Annotated in this window: 23 protein-coding genes; 14 read left to right on the top strand and 9 right to left on the bottom strand. The window is 45.9% G+C overall.

Annotated features, from left to right (window positions below; all coding sequences use genetic code 11):
* Positions 1-130 precede the first annotated feature (130 nt).
* Complete coding sequence (gene tpx, locus EHQ17_RS08855; RefSeq protein WP_135595328.1) at positions 131-646, bottom strand: thiol peroxidase; 516 nt, start codon at positions 644-646, stop codon at positions 131-133.
* A gap of 106 nt (positions 647-752) precedes the next feature.
* Between tpx and EHQ17_RS19780 the strand changes: the two genes are divergently transcribed.
* The 5 genes from EHQ17_RS19780 to EHQ17_RS08835 all read left to right on the top strand — a co-directional run bounded on the left by EHQ17_RS19780 (position 753) and on the right by EHQ17_RS08835 (position 4,975).
* Entirely contained in the window at positions 753-908 is a 156-nt protein-coding gene (locus EHQ17_RS19780; RefSeq protein WP_167881127.1) for a hypothetical protein, read from the top strand.
* 132 nt (positions 909-1,040) lie between these two features.
* Positions 1,041-2,729: a biosynthetic-type acetolactate synthase large subunit gene (ilvB, locus tag EHQ17_RS08850; RefSeq protein WP_135595329.1), complete on the top strand. Its 1,689-nt coding sequence runs from the start codon at positions 1,041-1,043 to the stop codon at positions 2,727-2,729.
* A gap of 26 nt (positions 2,730-2,755) precedes the next feature.
* Positions 2,756-3,079: a hypothetical protein gene (locus EHQ17_RS08845; protein WP_135595330.1), complete on the top strand. Its 324-nt coding sequence runs from the start codon at positions 2,756-2,758 to the stop codon at positions 3,077-3,079.
* Complete coding sequence (locus EHQ17_RS08840; RefSeq protein WP_135595331.1) at positions 2,997-4,379, top strand: anthranilate synthase component I family protein; 1,383 nt, start codon at positions 2,997-2,999, stop codon at positions 4,377-4,379. Before EHQ17_RS08845 ends, EHQ17_RS08840 begins: the two co-directional genes overlap by 83 nt.
* Positions 4,376-4,975, top strand: a complete 600-nt coding sequence (locus EHQ17_RS08835) for an anthranilate synthase component II (RefSeq protein WP_135595332.1) — start codon at positions 4,376-4,378, stop codon at positions 4,973-4,975. The genes EHQ17_RS08840 and EHQ17_RS08835 overlap by 4 nt, the downstream gene beginning before the upstream one ends.
* A 42-nt stretch (positions 4,976-5,017) precedes the next feature.
* Here EHQ17_RS08835 and EHQ17_RS08830 read toward each other — a convergent pair whose 3' ends face one another.
* Both EHQ17_RS08830 and EHQ17_RS08825 read right to left on the bottom strand, forming a co-directional pair.
* Entirely contained in the window at positions 5,018-6,697 is a 1,680-nt protein-coding gene (locus EHQ17_RS08830) for a GAF domain-containing hybrid sensor histidine kinase/response regulator (protein WP_135595333.1), read from the bottom strand.
* Positions 6,698-6,775: 78 nt separating this feature from the next.
* On the bottom strand, positions 6,776-7,249 hold the full coding sequence (locus tag EHQ17_RS08825) for an LIC13081 family protein (RefSeq protein WP_135595334.1): 474 nt from the start codon (positions 7,247-7,249) through the stop codon (positions 6,776-6,778).
* A 72-nt stretch (positions 7,250-7,321) separates the two neighbouring features.
* On the opposite strand from EHQ17_RS08825, the gene EHQ17_RS08820 reads away from it, so the two are divergent.
* From EHQ17_RS08820 to EHQ17_RS08810, 3 genes are all read left to right on the top strand, one after another.
* Positions 7,322-8,206 (top strand): pirin family protein, encoded by an 885-nt coding sequence (locus EHQ17_RS08820; protein ID WP_135595335.1) that lies wholly within the window; start codon positions 7,322-7,324, stop codon positions 8,204-8,206.
* Between the two features lie 118 nt (positions 8,207-8,324).
* Positions 8,325-8,744 (top strand): DoxX family protein, encoded by a 420-nt coding sequence (locus tag EHQ17_RS08815; protein WP_135595377.1) that lies wholly within the window; start codon positions 8,325-8,327, stop codon positions 8,742-8,744.
* Between the two features lie 186 nt (positions 8,745-8,930).
* Entirely contained in the window at positions 8,931-10,202 is a 1,272-nt protein-coding gene (locus tag EHQ17_RS08810) for a BaiN/RdsA family NAD(P)/FAD-dependent oxidoreductase (RefSeq protein ID WP_135595336.1), read from the top strand.
* Here the strand turns inward: EHQ17_RS08810 and EHQ17_RS08805 are convergent.
* Positions 10,178-10,513 carry a VOC family protein gene (locus EHQ17_RS08805; RefSeq protein ID WP_135595337.1) on the bottom strand — a complete coding sequence of 112 codons (336 nt, stop codon included), beginning with the start codon at positions 10,511-10,513 and terminating at the stop codon, positions 10,178-10,180. The genes EHQ17_RS08810 and EHQ17_RS08805 overlap by 25 nt on opposite strands.
* Positions 10,510-10,788 (bottom strand): GNAT family N-acetyltransferase, encoded by a 279-nt coding sequence (locus EHQ17_RS08800; RefSeq protein ID WP_135595338.1) that lies wholly within the window; start codon positions 10,786-10,788, stop codon positions 10,510-10,512. The genes EHQ17_RS08805 and EHQ17_RS08800 overlap by 4 nt, the downstream gene beginning before the upstream one ends.
* 204 nt (positions 10,789-10,992) lie before the next feature.
* Between EHQ17_RS08800 and EHQ17_RS08795 the strand changes: the two genes are divergently transcribed.
* The gene (locus EHQ17_RS08795; protein WP_135595339.1) at positions 10,993-12,729 is read left to right on the top strand and encodes a GMC oxidoreductase; all 1,737 of its coding nucleotides are present in this window, start codon (positions 10,993-10,995) and stop codon (positions 12,727-12,729) included.
* 102 nt (positions 12,730-12,831) lie between these two features.
* On the opposite strand, the gene EHQ17_RS08790 is transcribed toward EHQ17_RS08795, so the two are convergent.
* Both EHQ17_RS08790 and EHQ17_RS08785 read right to left on the bottom strand, forming a co-directional pair.
* Positions 12,832-13,278 (bottom strand): DoxX family protein, encoded by a 447-nt coding sequence (locus EHQ17_RS08790; protein WP_135595340.1) that lies wholly within the window; start codon positions 13,276-13,278, stop codon positions 12,832-12,834.
* A gap of 193 nt (positions 13,279-13,471) precedes the next feature.
* Entirely contained in the window at positions 13,472-13,921 is a 450-nt protein-coding gene (locus tag EHQ17_RS08785; RefSeq protein ID WP_135595341.1) for a MarR family winged helix-turn-helix transcriptional regulator, read from the bottom strand.
* Positions 13,922-14,025: 104 nt separating this feature from the next.
* Between EHQ17_RS08785 and truD the strand changes: the two genes are divergently transcribed.
* Positions 14,026-15,297 (top strand): tRNA pseudouridine(13) synthase TruD, encoded by a 1,272-nt coding sequence (gene truD / locus EHQ17_RS08780; protein ID WP_135595378.1) that lies wholly within the window; start codon positions 14,026-14,028, stop codon positions 15,295-15,297.
* A 15-nt stretch (positions 15,298-15,312) separates the two neighbouring features.
* Here truD and EHQ17_RS08775 read toward each other — a convergent pair whose 3' ends face one another.
* Positions 15,313-16,143, bottom strand: coding sequence for an aldo/keto reductase (locus EHQ17_RS08775; RefSeq protein WP_135595342.1), 831 nt, complete (start codon positions 16,141-16,143; stop codon positions 15,313-15,315).
* A gap of 101 nt (positions 16,144-16,244) precedes the next feature.
* On the opposite strand from EHQ17_RS08775, the gene EHQ17_RS08770 reads away from it, so the two are divergent.
* The gene (locus EHQ17_RS08770; protein ID WP_135595343.1) at positions 16,245-16,835 is read left to right on the top strand and encodes a DUF6962 family protein; all 591 of its coding nucleotides are present in this window, start codon (positions 16,245-16,247) and stop codon (positions 16,833-16,835) included.
* 70 nt (positions 16,836-16,905) lie between these two features.
* On the opposite strand, the gene EHQ17_RS08765 is transcribed toward EHQ17_RS08770, so the two are convergent.
* Positions 16,906-17,781: an LIC_13029 family protein gene (locus EHQ17_RS08765; protein ID WP_135595344.1), complete on the bottom strand. Its 876-nt coding sequence runs from the start codon at positions 17,779-17,781 to the stop codon at positions 16,906-16,908.
* 125 nt (positions 17,782-17,906) lie between these two features.
* Between EHQ17_RS08765 and EHQ17_RS08760 the strand changes: the two genes are divergently transcribed.
* Genes EHQ17_RS08760 through EHQ17_RS08750 form a run of 3 tightly spaced genes read left to right on the top strand, consistent with a single transcriptional unit; the run spans position 17,907 to position 20,318 of the window.
* Positions 17,907-18,929: a DUF2804 domain-containing protein gene (locus EHQ17_RS08760; protein ID WP_135595345.1), complete on the top strand. Its 1,023-nt coding sequence runs from the start codon at positions 17,907-17,909 to the stop codon at positions 18,927-18,929.
* Between the two features lie 16 nt (positions 18,930-18,945).
* Entirely contained in the window at positions 18,946-19,176 is a 231-nt protein-coding gene (locus EHQ17_RS08755) for a hypothetical protein (RefSeq protein WP_135595346.1), read from the top strand.
* Positions 19,173-20,318 (top strand): acyltransferase family protein, encoded by a 1,146-nt coding sequence (locus tag EHQ17_RS08750; protein ID WP_135595347.1) that lies wholly within the window; start codon positions 19,173-19,175, stop codon positions 20,316-20,318. Before EHQ17_RS08755 ends, EHQ17_RS08750 begins: the two co-directional genes overlap by 4 nt.
* Positions 20,319-20,346: the final 28 nt, after the last annotated feature.

Here is a 20,346-nt window from a genome sequence, read left to right as displayed (position 1 = left end):
CCGATACGACCCGAAACCGGTGTGAGTTCCCACGAAGTTCGTTCTACAAACCGTTTGCAGTATCAAATTCCGCGGATCTCCGACCCGGTTTTAACGGGCCGGAAACGAACTCACGAACAACGATTCTACTTCAAAGGGCCGCGTTTGCCGCAGCGAGTGCGGCCGCGTAATTCGGCTCCGAACCGATTTCCGGCACAAGCTCCACATAACGCACCGTATCGTTTTTATCTAGGACGAAAACCGCTCTTGCGGAAAGACCTTTGAGCGGACCATCGGCTATATGAGTTCCATACGCTTTGGAAAAAGAAAAATCCCTGTATTGCGAACCGGTCACTAAACTCGGGGAATCGATTCCTTCCGTGGAACAAAAACGTTTCATCGCAAAGGGAAGATCGCCCGAAATGATCAAGGTGGCGATTCCGTCCAAACCGGCCGCCTTTTCGTTGAAGGTTTTTGTTTCGATCGCACAGACGGATGTGTCGAGACTCGGAACCGCAACGAGAATTTTGACTTTTCCCGCGTAGTCTTTGAGGCCGAATTCGGAAAGATCCTGTTTCACCGCCTTAAACTCCGGAGCCTTGTCTCCGGGTGCGGGAATTTTGCCTTCAAGCGGAATCGGATTGCCTTTGAGAGTCACTTGTGCCATTGGAATTCATCCTATTAAATTAGATTTTAAGAATATACGAGAAGGACCAATTCTATCCCGACTTCCGAAACGAGAAATCAAAAACGGATTTTCCGCAAAAAATGACTTGAAGTTCCGAACGAATTACCGCAAACCTGGATTAAGAATCCGTTTTATGAAACTCAACAACGTAACAAGTCAAGTGATTTCGAACACACTCGTGATGGTGTGGCTCGTGCTCGTGGTGGTCGTCCGGCCACCGGGACCCCGCTTTACGCTGTAGAGAGTAACTTCAGGCGCAATCCTAAGAAAAGCCTCCTCCGGTGTAAAGCCGGGGGAGGCTTTTTTATTTTGGGACCGATCTGCGAGATATACGAACAGATTCTTAACATCGAATTTGTCAAAGGAGCTCGATATGAATTTGAGCGGAGCGGAACTCATCGTTCGTTTTTTGGAATACGCGGGAATCGAAGTCGTCGCCGGAATTCCCGGAGGAGCCAGTCTTCCCATCTACGACGCGTTATACGGAAGTCAAATCCTGCACGTACTCGCTCGGCACGAACAAGGCGCCGGTTTTATCGCGGGAGGAATGGCGCGTGCCGGGGGGAAAACCGCGGTTTGTATCGCGTCCTCCGGGCCGGGAGTTACCAATCTGATTACTGCCGTCGCGGACGCAAAGATGGATTCGATTCCGTTACTCGCAATCACGGGGCAGGTTCCTACCGCGTTGATCGGAACGGACGCGTTTCAAGAGATAGATACGTTCGGACTTTCGATACCGGTCACCAAAAGAAGTTATCTCGTAAAACGGACCGAAGATTTGGTAAAAATCCTTCCGCAGGCGTGGAATACGACCGTGGAAGGACGCCCAGGCCCCGTTTGGATCGACGTTCCGAAAGACGTGGCGTTCGGAAGAATCGAATGGGACCAATCCAAAGAATTAGAATATTGGAATATTCATAAAAATGAAACTTTCGGACCTATCGCCGCGGATTGGATTTCCGATTTCGACAATTTGATTTCACGGTCGCAACGTCCCGTATTCTACGTCGGCGGAGGATTAAATCGTCAGAACGCAGCGGAGGCGTTTAGAATCCTACAAAAAAGAAGCGGGTTCCCGACGGTCTGCACTTTGATGGGCCTCGGAATTCTTTCAGAAGAAAATCCTTCCTTTTTGGGAATGTTGGGAATGCACGGATCACGCGCTACCAATATGGCACTGGACGAAGCGGATCTTTTGATCGCATTGGGCGTACGATTCGACGATCGCGCCACGGGAAAGTTGAGCGAGTTCTGTCCGAACGCGAAAATCATTCACGTAGACCTCGATGCGACGGAAATCGGCAAATTGAAAACCCCGGATCTTTCCCTGAAACACGACGTACACGAAGTCATCAAACTACTGTTAGACGGACCGTTCCGGGAACCGATTCCTACCCGGACCAGGGAGAAGTGGTTCGAGCGGATTCGATTTCTCAAAGAATCCTACGGTCTTCCCCAACCCGGCGAAGAAGACGTTCTACATCCGTTTTCTATCCTCAAACGGATCGCGGATATCGCAGGCGATAAGGTCGTTCTCACGACGGACGTCGGTCAACATCAGATGTGGGTCGCGCAATACTATCCGTTCCGTAGACAGGGAAGTTTTCTGACTTCGGGCGGGTTAGGAACGATGGGATTCGGTCTTCCCGCGGCGATCGGCGCGGCCCTTGCCTTACCCGATAAACGGATCGTGTGCGTATCCGGAGACGGATCGATCATGATGAACATACAGGAATTGGACACGTTACGCGAGCTTGGTCTAAACGTGACGATCCTTTTGATGAACAACGGACATCTGGGATTGGTGCGTCAGCAGCAGGAACTCTTTTTCGGTTCGCGTTTTTCCGCGTCACGATTTACGTTACCCGCCGATTTCGCAAGGATCGCCTCTTCGTTCGGAATTCCGTCGTTTATTTTGGAAGATAAAACGACCGTATCGGAGACTTTGACCGAGATCTTGTCGATGGAAGGGCCTTCGTTCGCGGTTTTAAACGTCCTTCCGGAACTGCACGTTCTTCCGATGGTCCCCTCCGGTAAGGCCAATCGTGAAATGATACATTAGAATATTAAAATTTAGGAGAATATTATATGAATTTATCTGCGGAAAACGAAGTTGATTTTTCCTTTCACATGATTTCCGAGGAAGGAGCGGGCGCGGTTCTGAGGTTGACGGGAATTCTTTCGAGAAAGTCGATCGATTGGAAGGATTGGCGCCTCTGGCGCGACAAGGAAAATCAAACGCAAGAAATACAGATCGTTATACGCTCCGCTGAACCGGAGAAAATACTGAACTTGTTCCGGAATATCCCGGAAATTACAGGAGTGCATTATGTACAGTCGGATCCAAAGCCTGAGGCGATATCTCGGTTCCCTTCCGGAAAAACCGGAGAGTTTGTCGTTTCCGCTTCGTGAGGAGGAATTAGAAACCTTCTTCTTTCGCTTAACAAAAAAATACTCGGGATGTTTTCTTTTGGAAAGTCATCCCGAGTATTCGAATAATTCCCGTTATACGATTTTGGGTTTTGAGCCTCCGTTTCGATTCAGGGGAGGCAAAAACACATTTCAGATAAACGGCCGCGTTTTTTCTTCGGAACATCCTTATCAAACCCTACGATCCTTATTCCCGTCTGCCAAACGTTCAAAACGATACAACGGCGGTTTGGTCGGTTATCTGAGTTACGATTCCGTCTTCTTCTTCGAGCCGGTGACGGCACTTGCTGGGAGAAACGGATTCCCCTTTTTTTCGTTCGGTTTGTATTTGGACGGGATAGTCTTGGATCGCCTCAAAGGAGAGGCGGAATATTTCTTCTATCGGAAAAATAGGATCGAATCACTTCTTTCGATTTTGGGCGAAGAAGATTCCGAAAGCGGAAATGTGAGCGTGACCGTTTCCGGATATTCGAAAACGAAAGAAGAATATTTCCGTATGTTCTCGGAAACCAAAGAAGAGATCGCCGCCGGGAATACGTTTCAATGTCAAATAGGCTTCGAGGAACGATTTAAAATCGAAGGAAATATATTTCCGATCTACCGTTCCCTGAAAAAGAAAAACCCTTCTCCGTATCTATTCTATTACAAGGACGAGGAATTGGAGATGGCCGGTTCCAGTCCGGAACTTTTGTTTTCACATCATGATCGGATCGTGGAAACTTATCCGTTGGCGGGAACGTATCCGAGAGGCAAAACTCCGGAAGAAGATCGTACGTTTACCGGGAAATTATTAAGCGACGAAAAGGAATTGGCAGAACATTCCATGCTGATCGATCTTCATAGAAACGATCTATCAAGAATCTGCGAAACGGGAACGGTTCGTCTGCGCAAAGAATTCGAGATCCTAAAGTTTGCACACGTGCAACACATCTCGAGCGAAGTTACCGGAATCCTAAAACGGGATGAGGATTGTTTCGGCGGTTTGGCGTCGGTTTTTCCGGCGGGAACACTTTCTGGAGCGCCCAAAGTGGAATCGATCAAGATCATCCGCCGAATCGAATCCGAAGAACGGGGACCTTACGGAGGAGTTCTGGGTTATTTATCCTTGGACGGAAGCGCGCAATTCTGTATTTTAATACGTTCTTTGTTTAAATCGGGAAACTTCGCGTATTCAAGGGCGGCCTCAGGGATCGTTTTCGATTCGGAAAAAGAGTTAGAATATAATGAAATTCTAAATAAATTAAAAGCTATAAAATCCGCCGTGGAGGAATATCTGTCATGATACGCTGCGTCGTCATAGATCATTACGATTCGTTCACATACAACCTGGTCGATCTTTTGGAGGAGACTCTAAAACGCCCGAAAAAGACCGGCGTCCTCACCGTATTCCGTCAGGATCGTACGGACTTATCAGCCGTACTTGCGGTGAATCCGACGCACATAGTCCTTTCGCCGGGTCCGGGAAGTCCGGAGGACCGCGCGTATTTCGGAGTTTCCGAGTCCATCTTAAAATTAAAAAATCCTTATATTAGAATATTCGGAGTTTGTTTAGGAATGCAGGGGATCGTCGTATCTTTCGGGGGCCGTTTGCGGCGTTCTGAACGCCCTTTTCACGGAAAAACTTCCCGTGTTTCCCACGACGGAGCGGGAATTTTTTCGGGAATTCAGGAATCGATCCGTGTGATGCGCTATCATTCCCTGGAAGCCGATCCCGAAGATCTGCCGGCTTGTCTCGAGATAACCGCAAAAACGGACGAAACATATCCGACTCTTATGGGAATTCGACATAAAATTCTTCCCGTGGAAGGTGTTCAATTTCATCCGGAATCGTTTGCGACTGACGAAGGGAAACGTATGATCGAAAATTTTCTACGTTAGCGTAAACCGAACGCGTTTCCGTTCTAAAACCTTTTCCGGTCCTTACGGAAAGGTTTTTTTTCCGTTGTATTTATTCAGAAGCGCGGCGATTTCCTCTTTATGAAACGGTTTGCTTATGTAGTCGTCCATTCCGGCGTTCAAGCAGGCCTCGCGATCCGAAGCGCTCGCGTTAGCCGTAATCGCGATGATATAAGGACGCATCGATTGGTTCGTGTGTTGACTCAGGATTTTGGCGGTGTCGATTCCGCTCAGTTCCGGCATTTGTATGTCCAGAAACAAAACGTCCGCACCCTGCATTTCGATATGATGCAACGCTTCGATTCCGTTGGATACGATCGTGGGTCGATATCCCAACTTCTCGAGCAATCTTCGAATCAACATTTGATTGGTTTCGTTGTCTTCGGCGACGAGAATTCGCAGATCTTGGACCGGGCTTCCGTTGGAATTGAATACGATCTTCTTTTGCTCGAAGCTGACCTCCGACTTTTCCGCGAGATTTACGATTCCGGAAATTTCGAAAACGCTGCCCTTGTTGATCGTACTTCGTGCCGTAAGTTGTAGATCCATCATTTCCGAAAGATTCTTGCTGATGGCGAGGCCGAGTCCCGTTCCTCCGTACTTTCTAGATACGGAAGTGTCGGCTTGTGTATAAGCCTGAAAGAGTTCGGCGAGTTTCAATTCCGGAATGCCGATTCCGGTATCCTTTACTCGTAAGAATATTTCGGAGGTTTTTCCGTCGTCAGATCCGGTTTCTAATTCCAAACAAACCTTTCCCTTTTCGGTGAACTTAAAGGCGTTCGAGATGAGATTGATCAGGACTTGTTTAAGCCGGTTCGGATCGCTTACGATGATTAGGGAATTTTTATCCCCGAAACGAAGCGTAAATTCCACGTTTTTTCTTCTGGCTTCCAACTCGAAAAGGGAATACACGTCCTTCAAAAGTTCGACCAGATCGAAGGAAACCGTTTCGACTTTCATATGACCGGATTCTAATTTAGAAAAATCTAAAATATCGTTTAAAAGATTCAGGAGAAGCCCTCCGCTTTTCCGTATCGTGTCCACGTATTCTCGCTGTTCGACTTGGAGTTCGGTTTCCGCCAAAAGCCCGGCAACGCCCAGAATTCCGTGGACCGGAGTTCGTATTTCGTGGCTCATATTGGCGAAAAACTGGCTTTTGTAATTCTGTAACTGCTCCTCTTTTTTGCGGACCGCGATCAACTCACGGTTCGTTTTGATCAGTTCGAAATTGAATATGATCTGTTCCGCGAGGACTTTCAGGATCAGTCTCTGTTTTTGACTCAGTCGTTTCGGGTTCGGATCAATGACACATAACGTTCCCACGTTGAACCCTTCCGGCGTTCTGAGGGGGGCGCCCGCGTAAAAACGGATGTACGGAGGGCCGGTTACGAGCGGATTGTTTTTAAATCGGGGATCCAAGTGCGCGTCTTCGATTTCGAAAATGTCGTCTTGTAGGATCGCGTATTGGCAAAAGGAAATATCTCTCGGTGTTTCGGAATCGGCCATTCCCGTTTTGGCTTTGAACCATTGTCGGTTCATGTCGATGAGAGAAATGAGTGCGGTTTTCGTATCGCAGATAAACGAAACGATCTGCGTCATCGAGTCGAATTTTTCCTCTGCGGGCGTATCCAGAATCTTATAAGCCAACAACGCTTTTAAACGCGCGGATTCGTCGGCCGGTACGGGGATTATGTTGTCATCCAATGTAGAAACCCGATTTTAACAGTTATCATCTGTATATTAAAAAAGGAATTTGTGCAAGACGAATTTAAGTTCCCAAACCTAATTTCGGATTATATGAAAGTGTTTGGGAGTTTCGGATCCGTTTTTATGCAGACAGTTTTGAAGTTGTCTCATTTCTTTGCAGATTCTCGCGCGGATCCCCGCGTGGAAAAAACGCTCCCAAAAACTGTGCGGAAATTTGAGTTTGGAATGGTTGGTGAACGTTATTTTCACTCCGTGATCAGAATTTCGAAACGTATAAATATCGCGGAGATCGATAAACGAATTACTGGTTTCCATAATCATTCGTGAATTCGTTTCCCATTCGGTTGCGGAATAATTCGCCTTGAGTTCGAAAGGCCCGATAGAATAGAGTAATTCGAAACGGGGAAGCTCCGGAGCGTTTTGTACCGGAAGCGGATTCACCAGTTTGATCCGGTCTCCCCAAACGGTCAGGTTGCGAAAATCCGCCACAAAGCGGAAAGATTCGTCTAAAGAATATGAAACTGAAAAGGTTACAGTTGTTGTTATCATGATGAAGTCCGTACTTTTCGATTCGAGAAATTTTTACACCGTGATTTCGTGAGCGATAGGAGCGCTCGATTTATGAATCTAAGAAAAATAAAAACGATCCGACCCTCACTTCGAACGATGGAAGGAGGAGGTTTTCCGGTTCGAAGACCCTTTCCCGTTCAAGACCTGATTCAGCTGGATCCGTTTTTGCTATTAGACGAAATGGGACCCGTAGAATACGAACCGCACAAAGCGATCGGAGCGCCCGAACATCCTCACAGAGGATTTGAAACGGTCACTTATTTATTGACCGGGGAAATGGAACATAAGGATTCGTGGGGAAATTACGGCAAATTGAAGTCGGGGGACGTTCAATGGATGACGGCGGGTTCCGGTTTGGTACATTCCGAACTTCCTTCCGAGCAGTTTCAAAAAAGTGGAGGTCGGATGCACGGGTTTCAACTTTGGGTGAACCTTCCTTCTTCCGAAAAGATGAGCACTCCTCGTTACCAAGATACTCCTTCCGAACGCATTCCGGAAGTGCAAACCTCGGACGGAAAGACAAAACTCCGGGTGATCGCCGGCGAAGTGTTCGGAACCAAAGCCGTGATCGAAACGAAAATTCCGATCTTGTATTATCATCTGCATCTGCTTCCCGGTGCGGACGTTACGATTCCGGTTCCGGCTTCCTACAACGTCTTTGCGTTTCCTTTTTCCGGAAACGGTTCGGTTCATACCGAAGAAGGACCGCAATCGGTTCGGGAAGGTGATATGGTCTGGTTTGAAAGAAGCGAAGGCGACGTTCGATTCTCGTTGCCCGCTACCGAACAAAACGGATGGGAACTCCTGTTGATCGGCGGAAAACCGGTGGAAGAACCCGTGGCACGATACGGACCTTTCGTCATGAATACGCAGGCGGAAATCTATCAGGCGTTCGAAGATTTTCAGGCGGGAAAGATGGGGACGATTCGATCGTAAGAGCGGATTCGGACGGAGATAATTTAGAAATTCCGAATATTCTCCCCTTGCAAAAGCCGAAGAAAGGAAGTATCATAAAATCGGAAAACTAAGAATCGGGAGGCGGACTATGGATCGTTTGAACCGTTGGCTGCAGGAACATCGGGATTGGTTGGTCGATTTTCTTCGGATTTATTTGGGAGGGGTTTTACTCTACAAAGGTTTCGAATTTTTGGCGGATACGGACGCGTTGATTCGTTTGATGAAGATGAACGAAACACCGATGGCGTCCGCGTTACTCGCCCATTACATCGTGATCGCTCATATCTGCGGAGGAGTTTTGTTATTGTCCGGATTGCTTACGCGATTTGCGGCGATGTTGCAGGTTCCAGTTTTGATCGGAGCGGTTCTTTTCATTCACGCAAAGGAAGGTTTTATGGCTCCGGGTTCGAACCTGCCTTACGCGGCGATGATACTTCTTCTGTTGTTTCACTTTTCTTTGTACGGTTCGGGGAGATTGTCCGCCGATCATTACATAGAAACTCACAAAAGCGTTTAAACGAAAAGTTATACGTGTGGCGGGATGAATAAGATTTTCCCGCCTCATTTTTGTCCGCGTCCAATCGTTTCCTTTACGATCGGTAGAATCGAAGCTCCCGTAAAGAAATACGTGATGCAAAATTCCGCACCTTCTACGGAATTGAAAACGAAATGAATTCATCCTTCAAAATGCGGAGCAAAACCCCTGGATCGAAACGCCGAATCAAAGCCTAAAGTCGCGGTCATCGGAGGAGGGGCGGCCGGTTTTTTCGGCGCGATCGAACTCGCTTCGAGCGGATCCGCGTCCGTGACCCTGTTGGAAAAAGGAAAGAATTTTCTTTCCAAGGTCAGAATTTCGGGGGGAGGGAGATGCAACGTTACGCACCATTGCCTGGACCCCGAACCTCTGAGCAGACATTATCCGAGAGGAGAGCGCGAGCTGCGATGGGCTTTCGAAACGTTCGGGCCCAAGGATACGATTCGCTGGTACGAAGAACGCGGCGTTCTGCTGAAAACCGAGGCGGACGGACGGATGTTTCCCGTTACCGATTCCTCAGAAACGATTCTGGAGGTTTTATTCCGCGAGGCAAAAAGGAACGGGGTAAAACTAAGAACGGAAACCGAAATCCATTCCGTCACTCCGATCCCTTCGCCGGAAGGAGGCTCCGATTTCCGCATCCAACTCAAATCCGGAGAAATATTAGAATTTTCTAAAATTCTTTTTGCGACGGGCTCCGGAAGAAAAGCGTGGGGCTGGCTGAAAGCGCTCGGTCATTCTATATCCGATCCGGTTCCGTCCTTGTTCACGTTCAAAATATCGGATCCGCGTCTCGAGGATCTGGCAGGTCTTTCCTTCGAAAATACGTTATGCTCTCTTTCGGATTTAGGTTACGCTCAGGAAGGTCCTTTGCTCGTGACACATTGGGGATTGAGCGGACCGGCGATTTTGAAACTATCGGCCAAAGGAGCGCGCGAACTTTTCGAAAAGGAATATTCAACTTTTTTAAAGGTCGATTTCGTGCCCGCTTTGTCGCGTGAGGAAATCCGAGAAACGATCGAAACGGAAAAACGGATTCATCCGGCTAAAACGGTCAGAAACACCCCTTTGTTCGGAATTCCGAAACGTTATTGGGAGCGGATTTTAGAATCCGATCCGGGCGCGTTTACGAAAACTTGGGCGGGATTCTCCTCGAAGGATTCGCATCTTCTGATCGAAGAGTTGAAAAACGCGAAGTTTAGAATTTCCGGAAAAGGTGAATTTAAGGACGAATTCGTCACCTGCGGAGGTGTGAATCGCAAGGAAGTGCAGTTTAAGACAATGGAAAGCAGGATCGTTCCCGGTTTATTTTTTGCGGGAGAGGTTTTGGACGTGGACGGAGTTACCGGCGGATTCAATTTTCAGAACGCATGGACGACCTCCTTTATCGCGGCTCGGGGAATATTGTCCGCGCTTCAGAAAGGCCAAGGCTCCGGATAAGATGAATATCCGAGCAGATTTCCGTCCGGGTCCTTAAAGTATTTCGTATATTCGGTTTCTTGAATGAATCTGGGGAGTGAGACGGACGTCTCCGGAGTCAAGGAGGAAGCCGAAAAAATCAACGCCTTCGGTCCCCTGTTTTCCGAATCGGATTCCAGCATCAAAATCGATTCACCCGAACGGAACCAAATCGACCGTATCGAACCGTCCTCGTTTTTATTTTCCCCGATTTTTTTAATGCCCGGAAGTCGCTCATAAAATTCTCCGAGGAGAGGAAGATGTTTGGAGCCGATCGCGACGTGATGGATCATTCGGCTACCATGTCCGCGTATTCCGGATGTCGTTCCAAAAATGTCGCCACGTAGGAGCAGCTAGGTATGATTTTTTTATTCAACGATCTGGCTTTGTTCATCGCCGTTTTTACCAACCTGTCGGCGATTCCTTTGCCCCTAAGTTCGGAAGGAACGTATGTGGAACGTAGATCCCAGATTTCTCCTTCCTCTCCGTAAACGAGATAGGCTTCGATTCCGTCAAAGATTTCGTAAAATTTGAACTCCGATTCGGAATGTAACGTCTGTGAATTCATGATTCAATCCTAACAAACGTATAAATTCATGCAAGAGTAAAGAGGGAAGGGCGCGAAAAAGCGGGGTCGATTTTAAGTCGTTCGATCCGGTTCGTCCGTTTTTTAATCCGAAGTGATCGTTTCCCGCCCGATTCGCCCAATTTTGACTTTGCATCTACGGTAAGGAGTAGATTCTGAGCCCTTAAATCTTCGATAGGATCCTAAATGAAATCACGCACAATTTCGCATACGAACGAAGCGGCTTACGACTTCGATTACGTTATCGTCGGCTCGGGATTCGGAGGAAGCGTTTCTGCGCTTCGACTTTCGCAAAAAGGTTATAAGGTCGCAGTTTTGGAATCCGGAAAACGCTGGAATAGCGGCGATTTCCCGAAAACGAATTGGAACTTAAGAAAATTCTTATGGTTTCCCAAACTGTTCTGTTTCGGAATTCAGAGAATCAATTTTCTGAACGACGTAATGGTTTTGAGCGGAGCGGGTGTGGGCGGAGGAAGTTTGGTTTATGCGAACACGTTGTATGTTCCTCCTGAGCCGTTCTGGAAAAATGAAATCGTTTCTAAGATGGGCGGAAAAAAATCGATTCTTCCCTATTATCAACTCGCAAAACAAATGTTAGGTGTCGTTGAAAATCCCAGAATCTGGGATTCGGATCGTTATATGCTTGAAACGGCGCAAACTTTCGGCATCGAGGGAACCTTTCAACGGACTCCTGTCGGTGTTCACTTCGGAAAAAGCGGGATCGATCCATTTTTCGGCGGAGAAGGACCGGAAAGGAATTCCTGCAACGACTGCGGCGGTTGTATGGTAGGCTGCAGATACAACGCCAAAAATACATTAGATAAGAATTATCTTTATTTTGCGGAAAAAGCCGGTGCGGAGGTTTTTGCGGAAACCAAGGCTGTCGCATTGATTCCGTTAGGCGAGGATGGATCGGACGGTTATGAGATTCATACGGAACGCACCACTTCTTTTTTCGGATTTCCCAAACGTGTATTAAAGGCGAGGGGTGTCGTACTTTCCGCCGGAGTATTGGGAACGTTAGGCGTTCTTTTGAAGATGAGGGAGGAGGGGATTCTTCCGAAACTTTCGCATAAACTCGGTCATATGGTGAGAACCAACAGCGAATCGTTGATCGGAGTCACTCTGAAAGATAAGGGCGCAGACCTTTCCCACGGAGTAGCCATTACTTCGAGCGTGTTCCCGGACGAACATACTCATATCGAACCGGTCCGTTATCCGGACGGGGCCGATGCTATGAACGGTTTGGCTGCGGGGGTCATCGTGGACGGAGGAGGAATCATTCCGAGACAGCTACGTTTTTTGATAGAAGTATTAAAACATCCGATCAGTAGCGTTCGTTTGCTAAATCCGATCGGATTCGCTCGTCGTACGATCATTCTTCTCGTGATGCAGACCGTTGATAATAGCATCGAGATCCTCCGAAAACGGAGATGGATTTGGCCTTTCCGTAGGACTTTGTCTTCTACTCAGGAAAGCGGAGAAAAAATTCCCACTTATATTCCGATCGCAAACGAGTTTGCAAGAAGGCTTGCGAAAATTACGGACGGTGTCGCTCGAAGCAGCATCAACGAGGCGTTGTTGGATATTCCGGCCACCGCACATATATTAGGGGGATGTAATATAGGAGAGAAACCGGAAACCGGAGTCGTGGATTTGCAAAATCGGGTTTTCGGCTATCGGAATCTTCTTGTCTGCGACGGATCTATGATTCCGGCGAATCTCGGGGTGAATCCGAGTCTTACGATCACCGCTCTTACCGAACGTGCTATGTCCTTTATTCCTCCTAAATCCGGGGATATCCTTCGGTTTCGATTCGAGAAAAAGTGGGGTGTTGAAAAGTTGTTTCAGAATTTTCCCCTGCGCGGTTCGGAAAGAAAAAGTCCATCCAAAAAATCCTCGGGGAAAAACCGAAAAAAATAGGCGGTATCGGGTTATTTTTTCGACAAATAGAATATTCTAAAATTATAAAGTACTAGTTCCGGACATCGCGCTTGGTTCGGCGATGCCCGGAGACGTTTCCTTTTATTCCAATTTTTCCTCGATCATGGAATCCAGGGAAGCCTTACCTCCTCCTTTGACGATCAGGACCAGGGAGATCGCCATGAGAAGAAGATGAAATTCGTATCCTTCTCCTTTTTGAGTGCCGGCCCAATTCATGAAAAAACCGTGTTCTGTGTGGGAGATCAGAGTGGCGCCGATCATTACGCTTCCGACTCCGAATGCGGAAAGTCGTGTGAATAACCCAAGGATCAATCCGATCGATCCGAAAAATTCGGCGATGATCACAAGAAAGGCGAACGGAGTAGGAATTCCGATTCCTACCAGATAACCCATTGTTCCTTCGAAGCCGTATCCTCCGAACCAACCCAGAAGTTTTTGCGCACCGTGGGGGAACATTACGATTCCTGCAACTGCCCTCAAAATTAAAGAACCTATATCCGAGTCCGTTTTGAAGAATTTTTGAAACATTTCTATTACCTCCTAAAATGATTCCTACGTTATCATTCGCAAATCTTTGATGCTGAATGATTTAAATTTAAAGTATTTGGAATTCGTTCATTGTCTTCCGATTTGCGACTCATTCGACTGTTTTTGCGGGAACTCTTACCTGTTTACAAACGTAAATACTTTAAATTTAAAGTATTAATCCTTAAATAAGAAGTTAGAACTCATTCAAGCCGACTTCCTTACAATACTCCCCTAACTCACCGAGTTGTTTCTCCGTCAGGGGATCAAACTTGTGAACCAGGTTGGTCAAAATTTCCGGGAACGCTTTTTCGATCAGGGAAATTCCTTCGGGGGTTAGGTGGATGATGATGTATCTTCGGTCTTCTTCACTTCGAATTCGTTTTACGAGCTTTCTTTTTTCGAGATTGTCGATGATTTGGGTGATGTTCCCTTCGCAGGAAAAAATTTTTTGCCCGATGTCTTTTTGACACATCGGTCCGATATGGAATAGGGTTTCCAAACAACCAAATTGCCCGGTCGTAAGTCCGTATTTGGTAAAAACCTTTTCTTCCACGTGTCGAATCGAGTCGGAACATCGACTCAATTTGATAAACGTATTTAGAACGGCTTTTTCCCGAGAATTTCCTTTGTAATGAGTTCCCACGATACTTTAAACTTAAACTATTAGACAGTGGACTTTGATTTTTGGTCAAGGAAATTTTTTTTTCAATTCCAGGTTGTTGCCTAGGGGAGTTCCTACACCTTGGAATCGTGCGTGAGCGGTTGTACAGCGGATTTTTGGTCTACGACTTGAAACAAACCCCCGAAGATTTTCAAGTCGAGGAAATCATAGATCCGACCTGGCTCACTAAAACTGGACGTTGGACGATCTTCCGACTTCGAAAAAAAGGTTGGAATACAATCGACGCGCTATTGCGGATCGCGCGGGAATCCAAACTTCAACTTTCTCAAATCGGTTATGCCGGGAAAAAAGACAGGCATGCCGAAACATTGCAATTTATATCTTGCGAACTGCCGCTCCAAGTTCCGAAAGAATTGTCCTCGGTTTTGAAATTGGAAACCGTAGGAAGGTGCGAAAGGCCGTTGAGTCCCGAAGCGAATTTTGGCAATCGATTTCGACTAACGCTACGAAATCTACAGGAGAAGGAATTCCCACTCTTGGAGGAGAACATTGGAACCGTATCACGGATCGGTTTCGTAAATTATTACGACTCGCAACGTTTCAGCCGTTTTCATCCGGAGTTCCGACTTCCTATTCTTCAATACTTTCGTAAAGAGTATGAACTTTGTCTCCGTTTGTTTTTGACGGAAACGTTTGCGGGGGAGAAAAAACAGGCAAGAGACCGGAAAAAAAAGCTACAAGCTGAATGGGGAAATTGGCCGCTTTGTGAAAAACTTTCGGGAACTAAACTTGAAGCGGGAATATTTTCGGCTTTAAAAAGAGAACGAAACATTTCTCCGGAAACGTTTGCGAAACGGATGGAATCCTTTCCGGAAGAGGAACTATTAATGGCACTGTCTTCCTTTCAGTCCTTGTTGTGGAATGAATTCGTATCTGGGCTTCTTTTTCAAGAAGCAGAATCGGGCGTTTTTATCAAAACGAAAACCGGACCTTTGTTTTTTCCTCCCGACTCTTTGTTGTCGGCTGTCGGCCTTGACAGAAATATACAGGTTCCCGGATATCCGGGAATTAAAAATTTAGAATATTCTAAAAATGAAATGTCTATGCTTGATTCCGTTCTTAGTTCCTGGGATTTGGATTCGAATTGTATGGATCGTTCCCCGTTTCCGAAAATCAGGATGCACGCCTTTGACAGAAGGCTTCGAGTTGTTCCTGACGATTTCGAAACCGGAAAACTCGAGGAGGACGAATTGAATCCTGGGAGAAAAAAAATGCTCCTTTCATTTCGCCTTCCTGCAGGAACTTACGCGACTATGTTGGTGAAACGTCTTTTACTTCGTGCGAAACCGGAACACAAAAAAACGCAGAGCGACTTCGGATTGATTTCAACGCCGTAAAATAAATGGAACATCCTAATCGACGTCGGTAGGATCCCAACAAGTTCGGAAGTTTTCATCGAGCGCGGATAAAACTTTCATATCCTCATCCGAAATCTTAAAGTCAAATACTTGCGAATTTTCTAATATTCTTTCCTTCTTTACCGATTTGGGTATGACAACGATGTTCTGTTCTATCGACCAACGTATTAGGATCTGCGCCGAAGTTTTACCGTATTTTCTTGCCATTGAAACGATTTGAGGATCGTCCGTCTTTTGACCGTGAGCGAGCGGGCTATATGCCTCAAGTTGTATCTTGTTTTTAATACACGTCTCGAGAAGGTCTTTTTGATTGAGAAACGGATGGAATTCCACCTGATTGACCGCCGGCGTGATTTGAGATTCTTGTAGAAGTTCGTGCAAATGTCTGATCGTATAATTACTGACGCCTATGGATCGTGAAAGTTTATCGTGATACGCTTTCTCCAGTTCTTTCCATGAATCCATTCTTTTGGAAGCGACGGGGAAGTGGATGAGATATAGGTCCACATAATCCACTCCGAGACTTTTTAAACTTCCTTCCAACGCTTTTCTGGTCTTATCTTTGCCTTGGTCCGCGTTCCATAATTTCGTCGTTATAAAAATTTCGTTTCTGGGAATACCGCTTTCGCGAATCGCCTTACCGACGTCCTCTTCGTTGCCGTATATTTTCGCGGTATCGATATGTCTGTATCCTACTTCCAACGCCGCGAGAACGGCGTCGATACATTCCTTGCCGGATTTCGTTTTCCAAACACCTAGCCCGAAAATCGGCATGGAAATTCCGTTGTTTAAGGTAACGGATTGAGTCAAAGCTTTTTGGGTCATAAAAAATTCCTATGTTTCTTGGACGGTATAGATCGACCGCCGGCGTTATAAAGTGATAAAAAGATTTGCCAATTTTGTTTTCGATGAAACTATCATCCACCATGCAATTGAGTACAGCAATTTCCGATTTAATATTAAGCGTTGTTGCGATTTACGCGGCGCTTCGAACCGCTCACTCGGCTTCCGTTTCCAGAACCGCGGGATTTGTGGGATTGTTTTCCATAGGAATTTCGGCCGGTTTGGGTACGATTCACTTTTTGGGAATAGGAGTCTTAGATCCGGTTTATCGTTTTTTCGTAGGACTGGCGGGTTTCGTCGGAGTGCCTTTGATCGGAGTGGGATTTTTTCATCTTGGAATTAAAAAATTGGAAAAAGGGGCGTTGTATCCGATAGCGGGAATTCTGCTTCTCGTTTACATAGTCTTCTCCTACGTTATGCCGTTTCCGTTTTTATCGACCGTGTTGGGCGGACTTGCGATGATCGTCGCGATCGTCGTTTGTATCCGTAAAAACTCGGGAGGGAACAAAGTGCCCGCGTTGTACGGAATACTGGGCGCGATTCTTTTTATCTTGGCGGGGCTCGTCATCGGAACGACCGGATCAAGAGGGCCTTTTCTCAATGTGGATCTTTTTCACGTCGTTTTGGCCGTCGCCGGGTATTCCCTGGGCGTTTCGCTCAAACGTTTGAGCTGATTCTGTTTCCTGCTCGTTCGAAGTGATATAACGGAATCTTAGAATATTCTAAATTTAGAATATTCTAAGATTAAGAAGGGATTTGCTCGGAAACCTGGGTGACCCAAGAGGCGTAGTAGTTTGCCAGGGTTCTGAGGAACATTAGATCCAATTCGTTTTCGTCCTTTAGGGTCTTAACCGCGTTCGTGAATTGTAGTCTGAATTCGGTCAAAGGAGTTCCCTCCGCGATCACACGTTTCATCGACGGCGCATTGTCCTCCATTCCGTATTCTTGGGCCCATTTTTCGATCAGGTTTCCGCAGTTGTATTTTTTAGAAAGTAATAGTTGTGCGAGAATATGTCGGAACATGCTTTCGATCGAAATGATAGTAATGTCCTTATGTAGAATGGAAATCTCCGTTATAATTTCGTCCTTTTTGTCGATCACGATCTTCGTATTCCCGATTTTATTGAACATCTTGGAAAGATCATTGTATGCTTTAAAATTCTTCAAAATCGATTCCCGGTCTTTCATGTTGACCGATCTTTCGTTTTCAGGAAGATTCATTTCGTTTAATATCGTTTCGATTACAAGAAAGATGATGTCGAAAGAGAACTGAGCCGACTTCCCGACCATATAACGGATTTCGTTTTGAAAGGAAGCGTGGATTGCGTTAAAAAACGATTCCAACTTATCCGGAGAAAGGGTCGATGTGGCTTTGTAAAGAGCGATCATATCTTTCGTAAATTTTGCCCTATCCAGAATCGGAAAAAGTTCGGGGTGATTGGTGTGCGTTCTGAGAAACGTTTCTTTGAGAACCTTCACGGAGCCTTGTCTTACTTCTTCCGTTCGATAAAGCACGCGATAGAGCAGAATGGAAAGTTCTCTGGAAGTTTTTTTCGATTTTAGAATCTTAAGATCCGCTTCGTCAAGATTCGTGGATTTAGGACTCGATGTTTCTGCCATTGGATTCTTTTGGAAAGTTTGGTACGCCAATGTTGTATGCAAAAATGGAAAAGTAAAGCGAAATTGCCGATGTGTTTATATTTACATTGCTTTTTAAACCTTGTCCGGTAACCTACGCGATCGAGATGGAAAAAATTATCGGCTCCGAAAACAAAGTAAACTACGGGATCTTCGACGGACCAATCGACTTTAACTATAAAGACTTTCAACTTTTGGATTTTTTCGGCAAGGAAATACGCGGCCTAAAGAAGCGTTTCGCTTTTAAAAGATTCAATTATATCGGAATCATCACGGATCAGTTTTTGGTCGGATTCGCCGCCGTGAGTTTGGGTTACGTATATAACGTTTTCGCCTATCTTTATCATTACGAAGACGGGATCCTCTACGAATTCGATACGAAAGGACTCGACTCGGGTTCCGGTTTAAAATTCCCCGCCAATCCGGACGAATACGGGATTCGGTTTTCGAAAGGCTCTTCTTTTCTTTCCGTGGATAAATCCCATGCGGAAGGTAAACTAAGCGTCGATGCTTTTTTGGGCAAAAAACTTCGATTTCGGTTTAACGCAAAATATGGTTATGCGACACATTCGCCCCTAAGGGTCGTAAATCCCTCCGAGCCGACTCGATGGACGTTCACCGAAAAATGTTCCCCCATCATTCCTTCCTCGATCGAAATTTCCTTTCAAGATAGACCGCTCGTTTTCGATTCAAAAAAGACGACGATTCTTTACGACTGGTCCGGCGGTTATTTACGCGACGAAACCAATTGGTATTGGGCGGCGTTGAGTGCGATTCTACCGGATAAAACCTCCATCGGCGCGAATTTCGCGGCTCTGGTGAACGAATCGTTTTACTCCGAAAACGCATTTTGGATCGATCATGAAAGACAAAGAGTTCCTCGTTTGATTTTCGATTTTTCACAAAAAGATCCGTATAAACCTTGGAGAATTCGCGACGAGGAAGGTTTGGTCGATTTGGTTTTCGTTCCTGAGGGAGAACGAAAAGAGAAAATGAATCTCATTTTTTCCAAACTTTACTTTCGACAATTCGTAGGAAAGTTTTCCGGAAAATTCCGTTTTGCGAGAGGAAGGGAAGTTGTGTTCCGGGACGTATACGGGTTTACGGAGTTTCATAGATCCCTTTGGTAAATTCGGATTTTAATGGATGAAAGAATACGTTCCTGTTTCCTGTGATTTGTACGATCGTCTTGAAGAAGCCGTACTTAGAAGAACTTCCGTTACGTTGGAGTTAACAGACTTTCCGGGAAGTCGGATTCCGCGTTTGGAGAAAACCCGCATCGTTGATTTGGTTTCGGAAGACCGTGAAGAGTTTGCGGTTTTATATAACGGCGATAGGATCCGTCTCGATTTGATTTCTAAACTGCAATTTAAATGAATTCGAATATTAGAATATTATCACTTGATTTGTTCAGGGGATTTACCGTGGCCGGTATGATCCTTGTAAACAACCCAGGATCGTGGTCCTACATTTATTCTCCCTTAAAACACGCCCAATGGAACGGTTGTACGCCGACGGATCTCGTTTTCCCCTTTTTTTTGTTTGCGGTCGGCGTTTCGATTCCTGTTTCGTTCCGTTCCAAAATGGAAGTGGATCGTGTAACGCTTTTGCTTCGAATTATTAAGAGGTCGGCGTCGCTCTTTTTTATCGGTTTGTTTTTGAATTTTTTCGGCGAATGGTCGTTAGGCGAACTGAGGATTCCCGGCGTTCTACAGAGGATCGCTTTCGTATATTTGGTGTTAGCTTCCGTTTTTCTTTTTTTGCCGGACAAAAAAATACTGATCTTGACCGTTCCTATCTTACTCGGTCATACTTGGTTGTTGACGCAGGTTGCCGCTCCCGGTGCCGATGCGGTTTCGTTGGAGCCGGGTCGGGATATCGGAGCTTGGATCGATCGTAGTTTGTTCGGGGTTCCCCATCTTTGGAAATTCTCGAAAACTTGGGACCCGGAAGGTTTTTTAAGCGGAGTTTCTTCCCTCAGCAGCTCTTTGTTCGGTGTCCTTTGCGGATTGATATTTTCTTCAACGGAAAAGACCGATTTCGCAAAACGAGTAGGATACTTTTTTGGAATCGGCGCCTTATTGCTGTTATGCGGACTTTTGTGGGGTTTACTTCTTCCGATGAATAAAAGTCTTTGGACCGGAAGTTATTCCGTTTATACGGCGGGATTGGCCTTCGTTTGTGTGGGTTGTTTCGAATTTTTATACCTATGGAATCATCGGATGATCCGATCGGATCCGTTTCTGAAATTGGAATTCTGGTTTCAACCTTTTTTGGTCTACGGAAAAAATGCAATTCTCGTTTTTGCGGGCTCCGGAATTATAGCGAGGATTTTGAACGTTTGGACGATCGATCGTGAAAACGGAAAATCGATCAGTATAAAAGGATTCTTATATTCTAAATTGCTTTCGGGATTCGATCCTTACGACGCATCTTTAGTTTATGCGTTCGTTTGGGTTGTTTTTTGGTGGGCTATTTTGACTTTCTTAGATAGAAAAAGATTTTATATTAAGTTATAAAGTTTTTTCAACTTCCCAGACGCAAATC

The organism is Leptospira gomenensis (genome assembly GCF_004770155.1).
GTDB lineage: Bacteria > Spirochaetota > Leptospiria > Leptospirales > Leptospiraceae > Leptospira > Leptospira gomenensis.
This window is presented reverse-complemented; position numbering and strand designations above follow the sequence as displayed.

Coding starts and splice junctions, on each gene's coding strand:
- ilvB (WP_135595329.1), top strand. CDS start 1,041: ATGAATTTGAGCGGAGCGGAACTCATCGTTCGTTTTTTGGAATACGCG.
- EHQ17_RS08805 (WP_135595337.1), bottom strand. CDS start 10,513: ATGATCCATCACGTCGCGATCGGCTCCAAACATCTTCCTCTCCTCGGA.
- EHQ17_RS08845 (WP_135595330.1), top strand. CDS start 2,756: ATGAATTTATCTGCGGAAAACGAAGTTGATTTTTCCTTTCACATGATT.
- EHQ17_RS08765 (WP_135595344.1), bottom strand. CDS start 17,781: ATGGCAGAAACATCGAGTCCTAAATCCACGAATCTTGACGAAGCGGAT.
- EHQ17_RS08770 (WP_135595343.1), top strand. CDS start 16,245: ATGCAATTGAGTACAGCAATTTCCGATTTAATATTAAGCGTTGTTGCG.
- EHQ17_RS08790 (WP_135595340.1), bottom strand. CDS start 13,278: ATGTTTCAAAAATTCTTCAAAACGGACTCGGATATAGGTTCTTTAATT.
- tpx (WP_135595328.1), bottom strand. CDS start 646: ATGGCACAAGTGACTCTCAAAGGCAATCCGATTCCGCTTGAAGGCAAA.
- EHQ17_RS08840 (WP_135595331.1), top strand. CDS start 2,997: ATGTACAGTCGGATCCAAAGCCTGAGGCGATATCTCGGTTCCCTTCCG.
- EHQ17_RS08800 (WP_135595338.1), bottom strand. CDS start 10,788: ATGAATTCACAGACGTTACATTCCGAATCGGAGTTCAAATTTTACGAA.
- EHQ17_RS08820 (WP_135595335.1), top strand. CDS start 7,322: ATGAATCTAAGAAAAATAAAAACGATCCGACCCTCACTTCGAACGATG.
- EHQ17_RS08750 (WP_135595347.1), top strand. CDS start 19,173: ATGAATTCGAATATTAGAATATTATCACTTGATTTGTTCAGGGGATTT.
- EHQ17_RS08760 (WP_135595345.1), top strand. CDS start 17,907: ATGGAAAAAATTATCGGCTCCGAAAACAAAGTAAACTACGGGATCTTC.
- EHQ17_RS08835 (WP_135595332.1), top strand. CDS start 4,376: ATGATACGCTGCGTCGTCATAGATCATTACGATTCGTTCACATACAAC.
- EHQ17_RS08825 (WP_135595334.1), bottom strand. CDS start 7,249: ATGATAACAACAACTGTAACCTTTTCAGTTTCATATTCTTTAGACGAA.
- EHQ17_RS08795 (WP_135595339.1), top strand. CDS start 10,993: ATGAAATCACGCACAATTTCGCATACGAACGAAGCGGCTTACGACTTC.
- EHQ17_RS08755 (WP_135595346.1), top strand. CDS start 18,946: ATGAAAGAATACGTTCCTGTTTCCTGTGATTTGTACGATCGTCTTGAA.
- EHQ17_RS08775 (WP_135595342.1), bottom strand. CDS start 16,143: ATGACCCAAAAAGCTTTGACTCAATCCGTTACCTTAAACAACGGAATT.